13 protein-coding genes are annotated in these 15,222 nt (G+C 49.8%); all 13 read right to left on the bottom strand.

What is annotated here, in order from left to right:
• Window positions 1-16 precede the first annotated feature (16 nt).
• Entirely contained in the window at window positions 17-1,120 is a 1,104-nt protein-coding gene (locus ACG1VR_RS07825; protein ID WP_395490621.1) for a DegT/DnrJ/EryC1/StrS family aminotransferase, read from the bottom strand.
• Between the two features lies 1 nt (window position 1,121).
• Complete coding sequence (locus ACG1VR_RS07820; RefSeq protein ID WP_395490620.1) at window positions 1,122-1,664, bottom strand: GNAT family N-acetyltransferase; 543 nt, start codon at window positions 1,662-1,664, stop codon at window positions 1,122-1,124.
• Window positions 1,657-2,058, bottom strand: a complete 402-nt coding sequence (locus ACG1VR_RS07815; RefSeq protein WP_395490619.1) for a sugar 3,4-ketoisomerase — start codon at window positions 2,056-2,058, stop codon at window positions 1,657-1,659. The genes ACG1VR_RS07820 and ACG1VR_RS07815 overlap by 8 nt, the downstream gene beginning before the upstream one ends.
• A gap of 6 nt (window positions 2,059-2,064) precedes the next feature.
• Window positions 2,065-2,928, bottom strand: a complete 864-nt coding sequence (rfbA, locus tag ACG1VR_RS07810) for a glucose-1-phosphate thymidylyltransferase RfbA (protein ID WP_395490618.1) — start codon at window positions 2,926-2,928, stop codon at window positions 2,065-2,067.
• A complete protein-coding gene (gene rfbB, locus ACG1VR_RS07805) occupies window positions 2,928-4,001 on the bottom strand; it encodes a dTDP-glucose 4,6-dehydratase (protein ID WP_395490617.1) in 1,074 nt (357 codons plus the stop codon). Before rfbB ends, rfbA begins: the two co-directional genes overlap by 1 nt.
• 389 nt (window positions 4,002-4,390) lie before the next feature.
• Entirely contained in the window at window positions 4,391-5,284 is an 894-nt protein-coding gene (gene galF / locus ACG1VR_RS07800; RefSeq protein WP_016537224.1) for a UTP--glucose-1-phosphate uridylyltransferase GalF, read from the bottom strand.
• A 224-nt stretch (window positions 5,285-5,508) separates the two neighbouring features.
• The gene (locus tag ACG1VR_RS07795; RefSeq protein WP_395490616.1) at window positions 5,509-6,504 is read right to left on the bottom strand and encodes an NAD-dependent epimerase/dehydratase family protein; all 996 of its coding nucleotides are present in this window, start codon (window positions 6,502-6,504) and stop codon (window positions 5,509-5,511) included.
• A 253-nt stretch (window positions 6,505-6,757) separates the two neighbouring features.
• A complete protein-coding gene (wcaM, locus tag ACG1VR_RS07790; RefSeq protein ID WP_395490615.1) occupies window positions 6,758-8,182 on the bottom strand; it encodes a colanic acid biosynthesis protein WcaM in 1,425 nt (474 codons plus the stop codon).
• A 25-nt stretch (window positions 8,183-8,207) separates the two neighbouring features.
• Complete coding sequence (gene wcaL / locus ACG1VR_RS07785) at window positions 8,208-9,428, bottom strand: colanic acid biosynthesis glycosyltransferase WcaL (protein WP_395490614.1); 1,221 nt, start codon at window positions 9,426-9,428, stop codon at window positions 8,208-8,210.
• Window positions 9,425-10,705: a colanic acid biosynthesis pyruvyl transferase WcaK gene (gene wcaK, locus ACG1VR_RS07780; protein WP_395490613.1), complete on the bottom strand. Its 1,281-nt coding sequence runs from the start codon at window positions 10,703-10,705 to the stop codon at window positions 9,425-9,427. Before wcaK ends, wcaL begins: the two co-directional genes overlap by 4 nt.
• Window positions 10,706-10,726: 21 nt before the next feature.
• Entirely contained in the window at window positions 10,727-12,205 is a 1,479-nt protein-coding gene (locus ACG1VR_RS07775) for an MOP flippase family protein (protein WP_395490612.1), read from the bottom strand.
• An 11-nt stretch (window positions 12,206-12,216) separates the two neighbouring features.
• Complete coding sequence (gene wcaJ, locus ACG1VR_RS07770) at window positions 12,217-13,611, bottom strand: undecaprenyl-phosphate glucose phosphotransferase (protein ID WP_395490611.1); 1,395 nt, start codon at window positions 13,609-13,611, stop codon at window positions 12,217-12,219.
• 197 nt (window positions 13,612-13,808) lie between these two features.
• Window positions 13,809-15,179: a phosphomannomutase CpsG gene (gene cpsG, locus ACG1VR_RS07765; RefSeq protein ID WP_172570385.1), complete on the bottom strand. Its 1,371-nt coding sequence runs from the start codon at window positions 15,177-15,179 to the stop codon at window positions 13,809-13,811.
• Between the last annotated feature and the right edge of the window lie 43 nt (window positions 15,180-15,222).

Here is a 15,222-nt window from a genome sequence, read left to right as displayed (position 1 = left end):
GTTATCTTCGCAAAATTCACCTTTCCCACCCATTAAGAACATCAATGACATATTTGACGTCGTCATCCGTCATAGTTGGGTCCAGGGGTAAGGAGATAACCTGCTGATGAATTTTTTCCGTCAATGGATACTGGCGTTGATTCCATTCTTTATAAGCTTGTTGTTTATGCGGCGGAATTGGATAATGGATGAGGGTTTGAACACTGCGTTCAGAGAGCCAGGTTTGTAGCGCCTCTCTTTCAGGTGTAGCAATAACAAAGAGATGCCACACATGCATGTCTTCATTTTCACATACAGGTAGCTGAACAAATTTATTAGTTATATTTTTCAAATAGTTATTGGCAATTTCTCTACGACGAGCTGTTTCCTGCTCAACATGTTTTAATTTCACGGATAATACTGCGGCCTGGAGTTCATCCAGACGGCTATTTACACCTTGATATATATTCTGATATTTTTTATGTGAGCCGTAATTACGGAGTGCTTTCAATACATCAGAAAGTTCATCGTCATTAGTTGTAATTGCACCAGCATCACCCAGGGCACCTATGTTTTTACCAGGGTAGAAGCTAAACCCAGCTGCGTCTCCCCAGCTACCCGCTGATTTTCCGTCTAACTTAGCTCCATGCGATTGTGCACAATCCTCCAACATTAACAAACCATACTGCTCAGCAATATTACAAAGCTCTTTCATGGGTGAAATGCAGCCATAAAGATGCACTGGCAAAATAGCACGAGTTTTATCTGTAATTGCCTGACGTACGATTTCAGGTGAAAGATTATAGGTATGAGGGTCAGGTTCGACTAATACTGGCACAAGATCATTTTCAGTAATAGCTAATATTGAAGCAATATAGGTATTCGCCTGCACAATGACCTCATCGCCAGCTTGAAGTTTGCCAAGCTCCTTCCAGGCGCGAAGTACCAAATTAAGCGCATCCAGACCATTTGCTACACCGATACAATGCTTTACACCACAATAATTTGCAAATGCTAGTTCAAAATCAGAAAGTTCATTCCCCGCAATATACCATCCTGAGTCAAGGACCCTGGTCATTGCCTCAATGATATCATCACGATATTGCTCATTTATTTTTTTAAGGTTTAAAAAGTTTATCATTTTAGTTGTTTTCCACGATTTTTATATAACGGCTTTTGAATTTATCATAACAATCATTGGTATAGATGAAATTCTCATTCACTTCATCTTTTTCAACAAAAATTGCGCCTGTTTTTTTGTGAAATGAAATAACTTGGGCATTATTATTATCAACCTGGAAATATGCCGAATTATATTTTTTGTATTCAAAAGCAAACTTATAGAGAAGGTAAGCACTTTCGATCGCAGCAGTAACAGTTTTTTCACTGTTTAAGATCCAACTGCCCCAACAGAAACGATTGTCTTCAGTAATACCATATAGACGTACGGTGCCTATGGCTCTACCATTGTCATTTCGAGCAATGATAAAATAATATTCTAGTCCGGCCAGTTCTTTTTCTTTATATTTTTCAAGCCATACAGTCTGGTCTTCAACAGAGCCGTCAACTTTTGATATGTGTTTATTCAACTTCTCATTCATTCGTAATGAATAAATAAACGCAGCATCTGAAATCTCTGCTAAGCGAATATGTATCGTTTTACTTTTGAAAAATTTATTATCCATGATTTACCTGTTTTATGAATTCATCATAATTACGAATATAATCAGATTCGTCATAATGATCGTTGGCAAGGACTAATAGCACACAATCTTCAGAGTAATCATACATTTCATGCCACATCATTGGCTCAATTAACAAACCAGAAGCAGGGTTATCAAGAATAACGTCAAGTTTCTCATACCCATTATCCATCAAAAACTTACAAGATCCTCTGACTGGTATCGCCAATTGGATTAGGTTTTTATGTGCATGAAACCCTCTTCTTATTCCATCTTGCGTATTAAACATGTAATAAACCCGTTTAATTTCGAATGGTACATTTTTGGTTTCCTCTAAAGCCACCAATGAACCACGCTCATCACCATGCATTTGAAGCGGAATAAATTCTATTTTCATATTTTCTTATTTAATTAGCTTTAGTAAATACTGGCCGTAATGGTTTTTCTTAAGCAGCGTTCCGCGACTTTCAATTTCTGCATCGCTTAACCAACCATTACGCCAGGCAATCTCTTCAGGACAGGCAACCATCATTCCCTGCCTTTTCTGTACGGTTTCAACAAAACTGCCAGCTTCAATCAAGCTGTCATGCGTGCCGGTATCTAACCATGCAAATCCGCGCCCAAGCTGCTCAACATTCAATTGCCCGCGCTTTAGATACTCATCGTTAATCGAGGTTATTTCTAGCTCACCCCGCTCAGATGGTTTTACATTTTTTGCAATATCGATAACCGAGTTATCGTAGAAGTACAGTCCGGTGACAGCCCAGTGAGATTTCGGCTCAGCCGGCTTTTCTTCTATCGAAATAGCTTTGTTATTTTCATCAAATTCGACCACGCCAAAACGCTCAGGATCCATAACCTGATAACCGAAAACAGTGGCGCCTGCCTCACGCTGTGCCACCGCTCTCAATTTAGGGCTAAAACCCTGCCCAAAGAAAATATTATCGCCGAGTACAAGGCAAACTGAATCATTGCCGATAAATTTCTCACCAATAATAAATGCTTGCGCTAAGCCATCCGGGGCTGGCTGGACTTCATACGTCAGGTTAATGCCCAACGCACTGCCATCGCCCAATAACCGAATAAAGCTGTCCTGATCTTCCGGTGTCGTGATAATCAGAATGTCACGAATTCCCGCCAGCATAAGTACTGACAGCGGATAATAAATCATTGGCTTATCATAGATCGGGAGTAACTGCTTAGAGACACCCATAGTTATTGGATACAAACGAGTGCCGGATCCTCCAGCCAGAATGATACCTTTCATTATTCTAGTCCTAAGCGTTCACGTTGGTAGCTGCCGTCCTGCACTCTCTGACACCACTTTTGATTTTTTAAATACCAATCTATTGTTTTACGAATCCCGGACTCGAATGTTTCCAGAGGTTTCCATCCAAGTTCACGTGAGATTTTTTCTGCATCAATAGCGTAGCGGCGATCGTGCCCTGGACGGTCTGTCACATAGGTAATCTGCTCGCGATAAGAAGTTGCTTTAGGCACCATCTCATCCAGCAAATCGCAAATAGTCTGCACCACTTCGAGATTTTTCTTTTCGTTATGGCCGCCGATGTTATAGGTCTCGCCAACTTTCCCTTCCGTCACGACCTTGTAGAGTGCGCGTGCATGATCTTCTACATACAGCCAATCACGAATCTGATCGCCTTTACCATAAATTGGCAGCGGCTTACCTTCCAGCGCGTTCAGAATGACCAGCGGAATAAGTTTTTCCGGGAAATGGTATGGACCATAGTTGTTGGAGCAATTAGTCACCAGAGTTGGCAAACCGTAGGTACGCAACCAGGCGCGAACCAGGTGGTCGCTGGACGCTTTTGAGGCAGAGTATGGGCTGCTTGGCGCATAGGCTGTGGTTTCAGTAAACAGGGGCAACACGCTACCACTCTCCACTTCATCCGGGTGAGGTAAATCACCATAGACTTCATCGGTAGAGATGTGGTGGAAGCGGAAACCAGTTTTCTTCTCTGCGTTCAGTCCAGACCAGTAGTTACGCGCAGCTTCTAGCAGAACATAAGTGCCGACGATGTTTGTTTCAACAAAGGCCGCAGGGCCAGTGATAGAGCGATCGACGTGGCTTTCTGCGGCGAGGTGCATAACGGCATCCGGCTGCTGTTCATTGAAAATTTGTTCAACTGCTACGGCATCGCAAATATCGGCCTGCACAAAGTGATAACGCTCGTCGCCAGCGACCTCTGCCAGAGATTCCAGATTACCGGCATAGGTCAATTTATCAACGTTAACTACGCTGTCCTGGGTATTGTTTATGATATGACGAGCAACGGCTGAGCCAATAAAGCCAGCACCGCCTGTAACAAGAATTTTCACTGAGCAGTCTCTCTATAATCTTGTGATTATTATTTAGGAAGTAATGTCCCAAATAAAATATATTTCATAAATATCTGAATGTTAATCACGCTACCGCCCCTGGCTCAACAGCTACCAGTACACTGCACAACTCGGCGATAGGCCTCTCAAAAAGGATTTAGGATAAATCCCAGTAATTCTGATCTGGCATGGCGTGATTCTCAAGGGAAAAATTTGGTCTATACAGCGCCCAAAAAAAATGTTAACCCCATGAAAGAACACTATTTCAGCGATAGTTTATAAAGCAAAACGGCGGCTAATCGTTCAGTATTTATCGCAGACTGAACGCTATGCCACCGCTTATCACGTTATCATCCCTGACGATGACCTCTCACTCCAGACTCACCAGGCTATCTGAGAAGCTTCTGAATGCTTTCGCGAAACTTCTGACCTTCCTTGTGGTTACGCAGCCCGTAGTTCACAAAGGCCTGCATATAACCCATTTTTTTGCCGCAGTCGTAGCTTTCACCGGTCATCTGCATGACTTCAACCGGCTGAGTCTCGTTGAGCACCGCGATCGCGTCGGTTAACTGGATACGGCCCCAGGCACCCGGCTCGGTTTTCTCCAGCAACGGCCAGATATCCGCAGACAATACATAGCGACCCACCGCTGCCAGATCTGAGTCCAGAGTTTGTGGCTGATCCGGTTTTTCAACGAATTCTACAACCCGGCTCACCTGCCCTTCATTAGCCAATGGCTCTTTGGTGGTGATAACGGAGTAAGCAGCCAGGTCTTCGTTTGGCATATGTTTAGCCAGCACCTGGGTACGCCCGGTTTCATTGAAGCGGGCAACCATCGCCGCCAGATTGTAGCGTAGCGGGTCAGCACTGGCATCATCAAGCACTACATCTGGCAGAACCACCACAAACGGATTGTTACCAATAATTGGATGAGCGCAAAGGATAGAGTGGCCGAGACCCAGAGGCTGGGCCTGACGCACGTTCATGATAGTCACGCCCGGCGGACAGATAGACTGAACTTCAGCCAGCAGCTGACGCTTCACGCGCTGCTCAAGCAGCGCTTCCAGCTCATAAGAGGTGTCGAAGTGGTTTTCAACGGCATTCTTGGAAGAATGGGTCACCAGCACGATTTCTTTGATACCAGCAGCAACAATTTCGTCGACGATGTACTGGATCATCGGCTTATCAACGATAGGCAGCATCTCTTTTGGGATAGCTTTCGTAGCGGGCAGCATATGCATGCCTAAACCAGCTACCGGGATTACTGCTTTTAAATTAGTCATTTCGCTCCTACCTCATAACAACTGAGAAAATGCATACTCACGCTTAACTTGAACAGTCTTTGATGGTTTAAACGCAGTTGAACAATCTGAGACCACTGTTTAGCTAAGATACTCTCCCACAGCCAGAAGCTTTACTCAGAAAAATCGGAAAGCAATCATAAGTGCTAGTTGATTGATCTAATTCCGAATTTTCGTAGATTGCAGGCCATCTTCAGTAATGTGCGTTACTCAGTCACAAACGTAATGTCGTCTTTCTTATCATGCACAAATTCGTACTGCAGCGTACGATCCAGTCCCTGAGAGAGCGAATAGGGAGCAACAAAACCACAGCTGTGCACTTTCGAAGCATCAAACTGAGTCGTTGCACAGAATTTCTTCACCCGAACAGCGCTAATAGGATATTTCTTACCGGTGACTTTACTTAACATATCGAAGCAGAAGCCACCCAGCATGCCAAGGCTGTATGGAAGATGTACAGAAGGGATCTTTTTATTGAGGCTTTTTTCTACTTCAGAAACCAACTGATTCATATTGAGATCGGGTTTGTCGACATAGTTGTAAACTTCATAGCCAACCTGCACGTTAGCTAATTTATACTTAATAAACTCAACAATATTACCAACATAAGCCATCGACTTGTAATTATTACCCGCCCCAACCATCGCAAATTTCCCACTCGCAATCTGTTTGAGCAAGTTGTATACATTGCCGCGGTTACGCTCACCGAAGATAACGGTAGGGCGAATGATAGTCAGTGAACGATCGCCTGGAGAGTTCTGATGCCATTCACGCAATACTTCCTCAGCCTGCCACTTGCTCTTGCCGTAGTGGTTGAAAGGATCATGGGGATGGGTTTCATCAGGGTTGGTTTTATTCAATCCATAAACGGCCACTGAACTTGTAAAAATGATGTTTTTGACGCAGTTTTTTTCCATAGCGGCAAGCACGTTGCGCGTACCCTGAACATTTACGTCGTAATAAAGCGATGTTGGACTAACATCATCACGGTGTTCAGCAGCTAAAAGAACGACTGTGTCATAACCGCTAAGAGCCTTGTCGAGGGTCTCCTGGTCACGCACGTCACCCAGAGTAGTTATTTCCGGGTAGAAATGACTTTGCTGCTTATCCAGGTTATGAATAGCAAAGTCGGAAAGGGTTGTCTCCAGAAGTCTGGTGCCTACGAAGCCAGATGCGCCGATTAACAAAACTTTTTCGTTCATAAATCACTTAGTCTGTTTGCATTGAACAAAACTTGAGATAAAGCTGGATTCTTCCCTGGATCGCAACTGCCAACGCCCCAGTCCTAACTTTAACTAGCGGATCCGCCGATTATAGTCTTTTCGTGCTCTGATGCCAGCATGAATTCGTCAGGCCAATGATTCATGTTATCGCTCCCCTTCGCGAAACGAAATACGCTACAGGCCGCATTTCTGCTGCCACGGGCTCGGATTGCTCGCAAAAGGGTTTGCATTATTATTTACGTGCGAGGGGCAACGCAAAATTGAGATTTTCGCTGTTAACGTGAAGCTGATCGACGCGGTCAATATCGACCGAGCTTTGCCCCTTCTCATTTACCGCGTGAATATTCGCCAGCGAAAGCAGCGTATCGTCTTTGGCCATAAACTTACCGCGCACATCCTTACGCAGATCGAAGTTCAGCTTCAGCGCAGGGCCGACGGTTGAAAGCTGCATCACGTTGATATTACGCATAAAAAGATGTTGCGGTTTGTTATGAAACTCAAGCGTTGCCCGCTTTAAGGTGACGTTGGTCATAGCAACGAAGGAGGTAGCATTGCCGGAGGAGATCTGGATACCCCGCAACGTATTATTCAGTTCGCTATTATCGAGCTTAATATCGCTAAGCTTAAAGTTTTGCGGAATTGACAGGTAATTGCCTTTTATCACGCCATAGCCAATCAGCATCCCAGCGCTATTGACCATATCAACATCATCAATCACAAAATTATCGCAGCCGTATATCGCCACGCTGGCGTTATCAATACCGGCATTGCGGCTGAAAGTTGGGTTGATATTGCGCGCCTTTACGTTGCGAATAAGAAAATGCTTCCCATTCTCAACATGGACCAGCTGGCGACAATTGCTGCCGGTGATATTGGCTACTACAAAGTTTTTTACCGCCTGATCTTCAGGATAGTTATTATTATATGTACTCCCCGCCAGGCCTATGCCGATCCCCCAGTTAATCTTGCCGTTGGTGCAGTTAATGTTGTCGATAACGTGGTCTGAAATCAGCAGATCGTGGTCGTTAATCGCCACATTCCACTCGATGGCATCGCCCTGCAGGTTGCTAAAATGTCCGTTAGTAATTCGGACGTTTTCCATACGGTTATGGAAACCCTGCCGCAGAATCGCGTAGTTGGCATCATGTACCGTGATGCCGTCGATAGTCAGGTTGCGCATGGTGCGCTTATCTTTACCGCCGATGTAAATCTGCGCGACGTTAACGAACCCGCTCATATCAATGCCTTTGATAACGCAGTCGGAGCCGCGCACATCCAGCGTGATATTGTTAAACCGCCCTCCCCGCTCGCCGATAATCTGGCAGCCATCCTGCAAAACAAACCGCCCTTTACCGTTGCCCTTCAATCCACCAGCAACGTGTAATGTTTTACCCTGCGGCATAAATATCGCGGTATTGATGCTGTCGCAAACCAGTTCTGCCGGAACCAGCACGCGGTCTGAAGCGTCAAATGCCTGTTTAAAAGCGGCGATCCAGTCATTTTGATAGAAGTCTTTGACGTTTACTTCGCTCGCGCGTCCCGCCGCCATTACCGCGCGGGGTGTCAGAGAGGAGGCGGCGATGGCCGAGCCTGCTAATAGCAACTTACGGCGGGAAAGAGAATACGGAAGGCGCTTCGGTTCAATGCTTTTCGACATAAGTCCTCATCATAAGATTCGTGATTTACAGCGTCTGAAGCTGACGGGCGAGCTGCCGATAAATGACCTGCTGATTGAACTGGCTCGCAACCTTCTCTCTTGCCCGGGCAAGCATCAGCTGTAGCTCGCTTTCAGAAACGGCAGCAGAGGCCTGTAGCCTGTCGGCAAGGGCAAAGGCGTCCTTCTCAGGCACCAGCCAGCCGGACTCTCCGGCGTCGATAAGTTCGGGAATACCGCTGTGAATAGTAGAGACAACGGGAATGCCGACCGCCATCGCCTCCATTAGCGCAACGGGTATGCCTTCCATATCTCCGTCCTCGCCGGTGATAGACGGCAGCAGGAATAAATCGGCGCTGTCGAGCATCTCTTTAACTTCGTGACTGGGTTTGAAGCCGGGCATAAATACCACGTCGTCCAGCTGTAACTGCTCAATCAACGTCTTCAGACGAAGCTCCCACGGCCCAATGCCGAGAATGTTGTAGCGGAACGCCACGCCGCGGGCTTTCAGCAGGCGGCAGGCCTCAATCGCGATATGCAGCCCTTTCTTCTCGGTAAGGCGCGCCACGGATATTATCTCCAGCGGCGTTCCGGGCGTTTTCATCGGCCGCAGCGAGAATTTATCCATATCTACGCCCATCCGTGAGACGGCGATTTTGCCGTCCGGGCAGCCCATTTGCTTCAGGCGGCTCGCCCAGAGATCGCTAATCGGCAGCATCAGGTCCCCACGCTCAAACAGCTGCCGGTACTCCGGCGTGTAGTGGGCCAGAGCATCACGGTGCGAAATGTCTATGCCGTGGAAAACGGTAGCAATCTTGCCTTTCAGCAGCCCAAGCTCCTTGAGCTTCGCCGCCGTTACGCCTGCCGGGCCGAAGTGGGCAATAAACACATCGGCCTCCAGCGTTTTCTTTTGTCGCCCACAAATCGATGAGAGGATTAAATTCCTTGCCTCATCGCCATAGCGGGCGCGGCTCAGCGCCCTCCAGGTTCTTGTATGCCATGCTCCCCGCAAAGTATTCAGGGCCCGGCTTTTCAGCTTGCCGAATTTACCTTCAGGCTCGTCGAGCAGCCAGACGGTTTTTTCCGAAAGTTTGTAGCTTTTAAACGCCGCATGGGTATGGGTTAAATCGCCTTTTTGCAGAGCGACAATCTCAACTTCATAACCCATGTCGATAAAGGCGGTTATCTGGTTCAGAACAAAAGTTTCCGAAGCCAGCGGAAATTTTAACAGGAAGAAGCCAACCTTCATTTTCCCTCCTTAACTCGCGCCAGAACCGACTCAACCATCCGCATGCCGTTTTCACGTTCGGCTCGAACCGCAGCGCTCAGCCGCTGGTTAACCTCGGGCAACTGCCCTAACACATCCGCTACTACGCCCTGCAACGAGCCGTCCAGCAGTTGGCGAATATCTATCGCCATTTCCGGCAGACCAAGCTGCTGCATGATGCCCGCTGATTTGTGTTCGTAGTTAATGGCGATAGCGGGCGTACCAAAGTTCATGGAAATAATCGCCGAGTGCAGGCGCGTGCCTACCGTCAGATCGCAGGCGGCAAAGATTTTTCCCATTTCCAGATCGTTGAGCTCATCCATGACGACGTGATAATCATCGGGCTGCTTAATGTACTGGCGGATATTGAGCGCCACCATACGGTCATCTTTGTTATAGCTGTCGATACCGGTACAGGTGGAAAGCGCCAGCACCTGGTAGCCCTGCTCTATAGTGCGGTTAACCACTTCGGCAAATGCCTGCTCATAGGCTTGCTGCGTGGTGCCAAGGCGCTTATCAAACGGGGCAAGCTCGCGCAGCGTAATTGCCACGGTTTTCTTGCCCGCTACCATGCCAAGCCAGTGCTTAACAGCGTAGCTCGGCACAAAATCATCCTCGTGCTGGGCCACCAGCCACGCGGTATCAACGCCCTGCTCGACTTTACTGGTGTCTATCTGACTCTGCTTCATCAGATCCAGGCTCACGCTTTCACGTAAAATCAGCGACTGAGCCTGGCCAAAAACATAGTTTGCCAGTTGGTTAAACTGCGGATCCTGGAACGGGCCAACGCTGTGGCCAATCATGTACACGGGCTTGCGGGCCATAAAACTACAAAGCGCATGCTCGAACTGGCTCACGCCGTACAGGTCGACAAAAAACGAGCCGCCAACCTGGATAATGGCGTCGTACTGATGTAGCGACTTCACAAAGTCGATAAACCCCTGCGGAATAGCAATATTGCGCAGACGCCCGGAATTGGTCGCCTTCGCCAGCAGCACCTGATGCTGATATTTACGACGTAAAACCTTCTTCACCCTGCCCATCAGGCCAACGGCGTTGTTGTACTGCTTCATCTGCTTATACAGGCCGTCCCCCAGCACCGGGCGCCCCAGTAGCCAGGCGGAGCTGACCGGATAACGGCTCATTACATCCACATGCACGCCGGCATCAAGCGAAGTAATCGCGTCGGTCAACCCACGCAAAATGGCGCTATCACCCCGGTTTCCGCAGGTGTGGTTGCCAAGAATAAGTAATTTCATGTTGACCTCTTATTAGGTTTCTTAGCCAGCGCGAAGCAGCGCTTTCAGGCGTTCATTTCGGCAAAACTGTCGCTTCATTTCGACGATCAGCGCATTGCGGGACAAAATAATCATGGCGATAAAGGCGGCGGCTCCCGCGGCAATCTGGGTGCAAAGCAGGACGCCAGGCGGCAGGTGCCCTTTGAGGGCAACGCCCAGGGCCGCGCTTACAATCAGGGTCGGTAGCGAGAGATAAAACGGCAGCCAGATGCTAAGGATGTACTCCCGATAGCTGGAGCCGAGCACCGGCTTTATCATGATGAAGTAGCTGAGAACGGTATTAACCACTTGAATTAGCAGAAAACCAAGCGTCACGCCCAGCGCGCCGCCCAGCTGGCCGCCGACGATAATCGCCGGAATAAACAGGCAGGTTTTAAACACATTGAATTTGAAACTGATGTCCACTCGCGCCTTCGCCATCAGCAGCGAACCAATCGGATTTCCGATGGAGCGCAGCAGGCCAACAACGCACAGCAGTTGCAGAATAGGCGTAATAAATTGCCATTTTTCACCGAACGCCAGCAGGACGAAGTTATTCGACACCACCATCAGCCCCAGCAGCGCCGGGAAATTGATAATGCCGACAATGGACAGCAGCTTGTAGAAGTTCACCCTCAGTTTCGCGGTGTCATCCTGAATTTTTGCGAAGGCCGGGAACAGCACGCGGGTGATAATCGGGTTGAGCTTCATCGGCGGAACAACCGCCACGTTATAGGCCAGGTTGTAGCCGCCCGCCACGCTCGCCCCGAGAATACGCGCCAGCACCAGCGTAGACAGGTTAGTGTTAACGTAGTTAATCACGCTGTCCGCCGTCAGCCAGGCACCAAACTTCAGGTTGGAATTCACCGACTTCAGGGAAAAATGGAAGCCCGGCCGATAAATTTTGCGCCCGAAGAATCCAAACAGCGAGGTGCGTACCAGAGTATTGACCAGGTAACCAATAATCGCCGTCATCGCAAACGGGTAGTACATCGCCGCCGTCACGGTAACGGTGAACCCGGCCAGCACTGACACGGTTTCAATCGAGCCGATTTTGGAGAACTCCAGCTCCTTTTGCATCAGGGCGCGGAACTGCTGCCCGTGAGGAATAATAATAAAGGCAAACGACAGCGTTTTAATCAGCGGCGACAGCGCGGGAGTGTGAAGCACCCCGGCTATCACGTCGCTCAGCAAAAAGACCACCACGCACACCGCCACGCCCAGCCCCACGTTCAGCCAGTACAGCGTGGTCAGTTCAAGGTGGCTAATCTCTTTGCGCTGAATAATCGAGTTGGCAATGCCGAAATCGGACAGCGTATCGGCAAGGGCGATAATGACCAGCGATACCGTCAATAAACCAAACTCATGGTTATCGATAGTTCTGGCAAGAATCGTCATCTGCGCCAGACCCAGACCAATAATAATCACCGTCGCAATGGCGGACCATTTGGCTCCGCTGATGGTTTTCTCTCTCAGGCTCATGGTGATTTCCGTCAGTAGGCCGCTTTGTGCACAAAACCTTTGAACACGGTGAGGAAGACAATTTTGATATCGAACCACAGGCTCCATTCGCGAATGTATTCCAGGTCGTACTCAACGCGTTTTTCCATCTTGTCGAGGGTATCGGTTTCACCGCGCCAGCCGTTGATTTGCGCCCAGCCGGTAATGCCGGGCTTCACCTTATGGCGCAGCATGTAGCCTTCAATTAGCGCGCGATATTGTTCGTTGTGCGCCACCGCGTGCGGGCGCGGACCGACGATAGACATGCCGCCAAACAGCACGTTGATAAACTGAGGCAGCTCATCGAGCGAAGTGCGGCGCAGGAAACTGCCGATAGGCGTAATGCGCTTGTCCCCTTTAGTGGCCTGCACCACCACTGCGTCGTTTTCCATTACCTTCATGGAGCGGAACTTCCAGACCTTAATCGGCTTTCCGTCCATGCCGTAGCGAGTCTGGCGGAAAATAACCGGCCCCGGCGAAGTCAGCTTCACCGCCAGGCTAATGCAGATAAGCACCGGCGAAATCAGCAGCAGAATAAAGGAGGACAACACGATATCTTCGAGGCGCTTAATGACGCTGTTGATGCCGCTAAGCGGTGTTTCAAACAGCGGCACAACCGGCACGCCGTTAACCTCTTCGGTTCTGGCGTTAAGGATGTTGAAGGTGAAAACGTCGGGGATCAGCAACACCGAGCAGGTGGTATCCGCCAGCTCGCGAACCAGCTGTTTAATTCGGGACTCATGGCTCATCGCCATTGCGATATAGACTTTATCGATCTCGCCGTTGCGGGCATCGATAACCAGATTATCGAAGTTACCTGCATAGTTAATCAGGCCGCCCGCTGGCGGTTCATCGTCATAAACGCCAAGCACTTTGAAACCGAGCCATGGCTCATTATTGAAGCTCTGCGCGAGAAGCTGCCCCACCGGCAGCGAACCGGCGATGGCCACGCGCCGGGTGTTGTAACCTTTGTTGCGCGCCCAGCCTGCGGCATAGCGAATCAGCGATCGGCAAACCACCAGCCCGGTACTGGTTAACAAATACCAGGCCAGATAAATCCAGAAAGAACCGTCAAAATCGCTATTAAATGAAAGCAGGCCGACGCTGAAAATCAGGCTTAATGTCCAGTTTTGCAGCAACAGGCGCAATTCGCTGGAGATTTTCACCCCGCGCCATGAGCGGTAAAAATCCGTAATGCCGCCAATCATCTGGAACACAACGAGGGTCAACAAGGCCATCAGCAAATGCATGTAGAGGAACGGCAACCCGTTGACTTTGCAGATAGTCCACAACCCGACAAACATAATGCTGATGTCGGAAAAACGTTGCACCATAGAGATCAACGATGCGTTGGTTTTTGGCAGCTCGCCCTTTTTTAGATTTGTCATCGTTTTACCTTTGAAAGAAGTCGCATCGGTGTTTCCCCCTCACCCCAGCCCTCTCCCCTCGGGGGAGAGGGAGGAATAACCAGGACTTAGCCATTCCTTCTCCCCACATGGGAGAGAGGGGAATAACTGGAACCTTATCCCCTCTCCCTTCCAGGGAGAGGGCCAGGGTGAGGGTTAAAACACCCGGAGGCGACGAGTTACTGGTTCAGCAAAGCCATAATTTCCTGCGTTCGCGCATGCATCAGCGGCTCATCGCTTCGCGACTCCACGTTAAGGCGCACCACCGGCTCGGTGTTGGAGCTGCGCAGGTTGAATCGCCAGTCGCCAAACGCCATGCTGATCCCGTCCGTGTGGTCGATTTCTTCTGCATGTGGCCCAAAATGGGCACGCACCCGCTCAATCGCCGCGCTCGGGTCATCCAGTTTGCTGTTGATTTCCCCGCTTGCGGGCCAGGCGGCCATGCGGTCACGGACCAGCTCGCCCAGCGTTTTACCCTTCAGACACAGCAGCTCGGTCACCAGCAGCCACGGGATCATCCCGCTGTCGCAGTAGGCAAAGTCGCGGAAATAGTGATGGGCGCTCATCTCCCCGCCGTAAATCGCATCTTCTTCACGCATGCGCTCTTTGATAAACGCATGCCCGGTTTTCGACATCACCGGCCTGCCCCCCGCGCGTTCGACGATGTCCACCGTGTTCCATGACAGGCGCGGGTCGTGAATGATTTTTGCCCCGGGCTGTTTCTCAAGGAAGGCCGCCGCCAGCAGGCCAACGATGTAATACCCCTCGATAAACTGCCCTTTCTCGTCGAACAGGAAGCAGCGGTCAAAGTCGCCGTCAAAGGCGATGCCCATATCCGCCCCGTGCTCAATCACCGCATTGCGGGTGTCTGCCCGGCATTCCGGCAGCAGCGGGTTAGGAATACCGTTCGGGAAATTGCCGTCCGGCGTGTTGTGTATCTTCACGAAGGTCAGCGGGACGTTTTGTGCCTTAAAACGCGCTTCGATAGCGTCCACAATCGGGCCTGCCGCGCCGTTACCGGCGTTCACCACCAGCTTCAGCGGCTTAATGTTGTCGACGTTGATATAGGAGAACAGATGGTCGAGGTAGGCTTCCACCACCGACACCTTCCGGTAGCTGCCGCGTACGGCTTCGTTAACCGGCGGGAAGTCGTTGGCTTCCGCCAGGCGCTGCACGTCGCGCAGGCCGGTATCACCGCTGATTGGGCGGGCGCCCTGGCGTACCAGCTTCATGCCGTTGTAGTCCATCGGGTTGTGGCTGGCGGTCACTTCAATCCCGCCGTCCACGTTCAGGTGCCAGGTGGCAAAGTAAATTTCTTCGGTACCGGACAGGCCGATATCCAGCACGTCCACGCCCGCATCCTGCAGGCCGCGAGCCAGCGCCTGCTTCAGGGATTCACTCGTCAGGCGCACGTCGCCGCCCAGCACGATGGTTTTTGGCTTCAGGTATTCGCCATAGGCCCGGCCAATGCGCCACGCGATATCTTCATTCAGCTCGTCGCCCAGGCGGCCACGGATGTCGTAGGCTTTAAAACAGGTCAGTTGCTGCATCATTTCGCTCCTTCGGGCAACAGTTACCCAACCCACGGGCCTG

This window comes from Cedecea davisae (assembly GCF_044095835.1).
Taxonomy (GTDB): Bacteria; Pseudomonadota; Gammaproteobacteria; order Enterobacterales; family Enterobacteriaceae; genus Cedecea; species Cedecea davisae.
The sequence above is the reverse complement of the archived record's forward strand: the minus strand, read 5'-3'. Positions and strand labels throughout refer to the sequence as shown.

What these genes read in the sequence shown, in the direction of transcription:
- ACG1VR_RS07825 (WP_395490621.1), bottom strand. Translation starts at nt 1,120, where the DNA reads ATGATAAACTTTTTAAACCTTAAAAAAATAAATGAGCAATATCGTGAT.
- ACG1VR_RS07820 (WP_395490620.1), bottom strand. Translation starts at nt 1,664, where the DNA reads ATGGATAATAAATTTTTCAAAAGTAAAACGATACATATTCGCTTAGCA.
- ACG1VR_RS07815 (WP_395490619.1), bottom strand. Translation starts at nt 2,058, where the DNA reads ATGAAAATAGAATTTATTCCGCTTCAAATGCATGGTGATGAGCGTGGT.
- rfbA (WP_395490618.1), bottom strand. Translation starts at nt 2,928, where the DNA reads ATGAAAGGTATCATTCTGGCTGGAGGATCCGGCACTCGTTTGTATCCA.
- galF (WP_016537224.1), bottom strand. Translation starts at nt 5,284, where the DNA reads ATGACTAATTTAAAAGCAGTAATCCCGGTAGCTGGTTTAGGCATGCAT.
- ACG1VR_RS07795 (WP_395490616.1), bottom strand. Translation starts at nt 6,504, where the DNA reads ATGAACGAAAAAGTTTTGTTAATCGGCGCATCTGGCTTCGTAGGCACC.
- wcaM (WP_395490615.1), bottom strand. Translation starts at nt 8,182, where the DNA reads ATGTCGAAAAGCATTGAACCGAAGCGCCTTCCGTATTCTCTTTCCCGC.
- wcaL (WP_395490614.1), bottom strand. Translation starts at nt 9,428, where the DNA reads ATGAAGGTTGGCTTCTTCCTGTTAAAATTTCCGCTGGCTTCGGAAACT.
- wcaK (WP_395490613.1), bottom strand. Translation starts at nt 10,705, where the DNA reads ATGAAATTACTTATTCTTGGCAACCACACCTGCGGAAACCGGGGTGAT.
- ACG1VR_RS07775 (WP_395490612.1), bottom strand. Translation starts at nt 12,205, where the DNA reads ATGAGCCTGAGAGAGAAAACCATCAGCGGAGCCAAATGGTCCGCCATT.
- wcaJ (WP_395490611.1), bottom strand. Translation starts at nt 13,611, where the DNA reads ATGACAAATCTAAAAAAGGGCGAGCTGCCAAAAACCAACGCATCGTTG.
- cpsG (WP_172570385.1), bottom strand. Translation starts at nt 15,179, where the DNA reads ATGCAGCAACTGACCTGTTTTAAAGCCTACGACATCCGTGGCCGCCTG.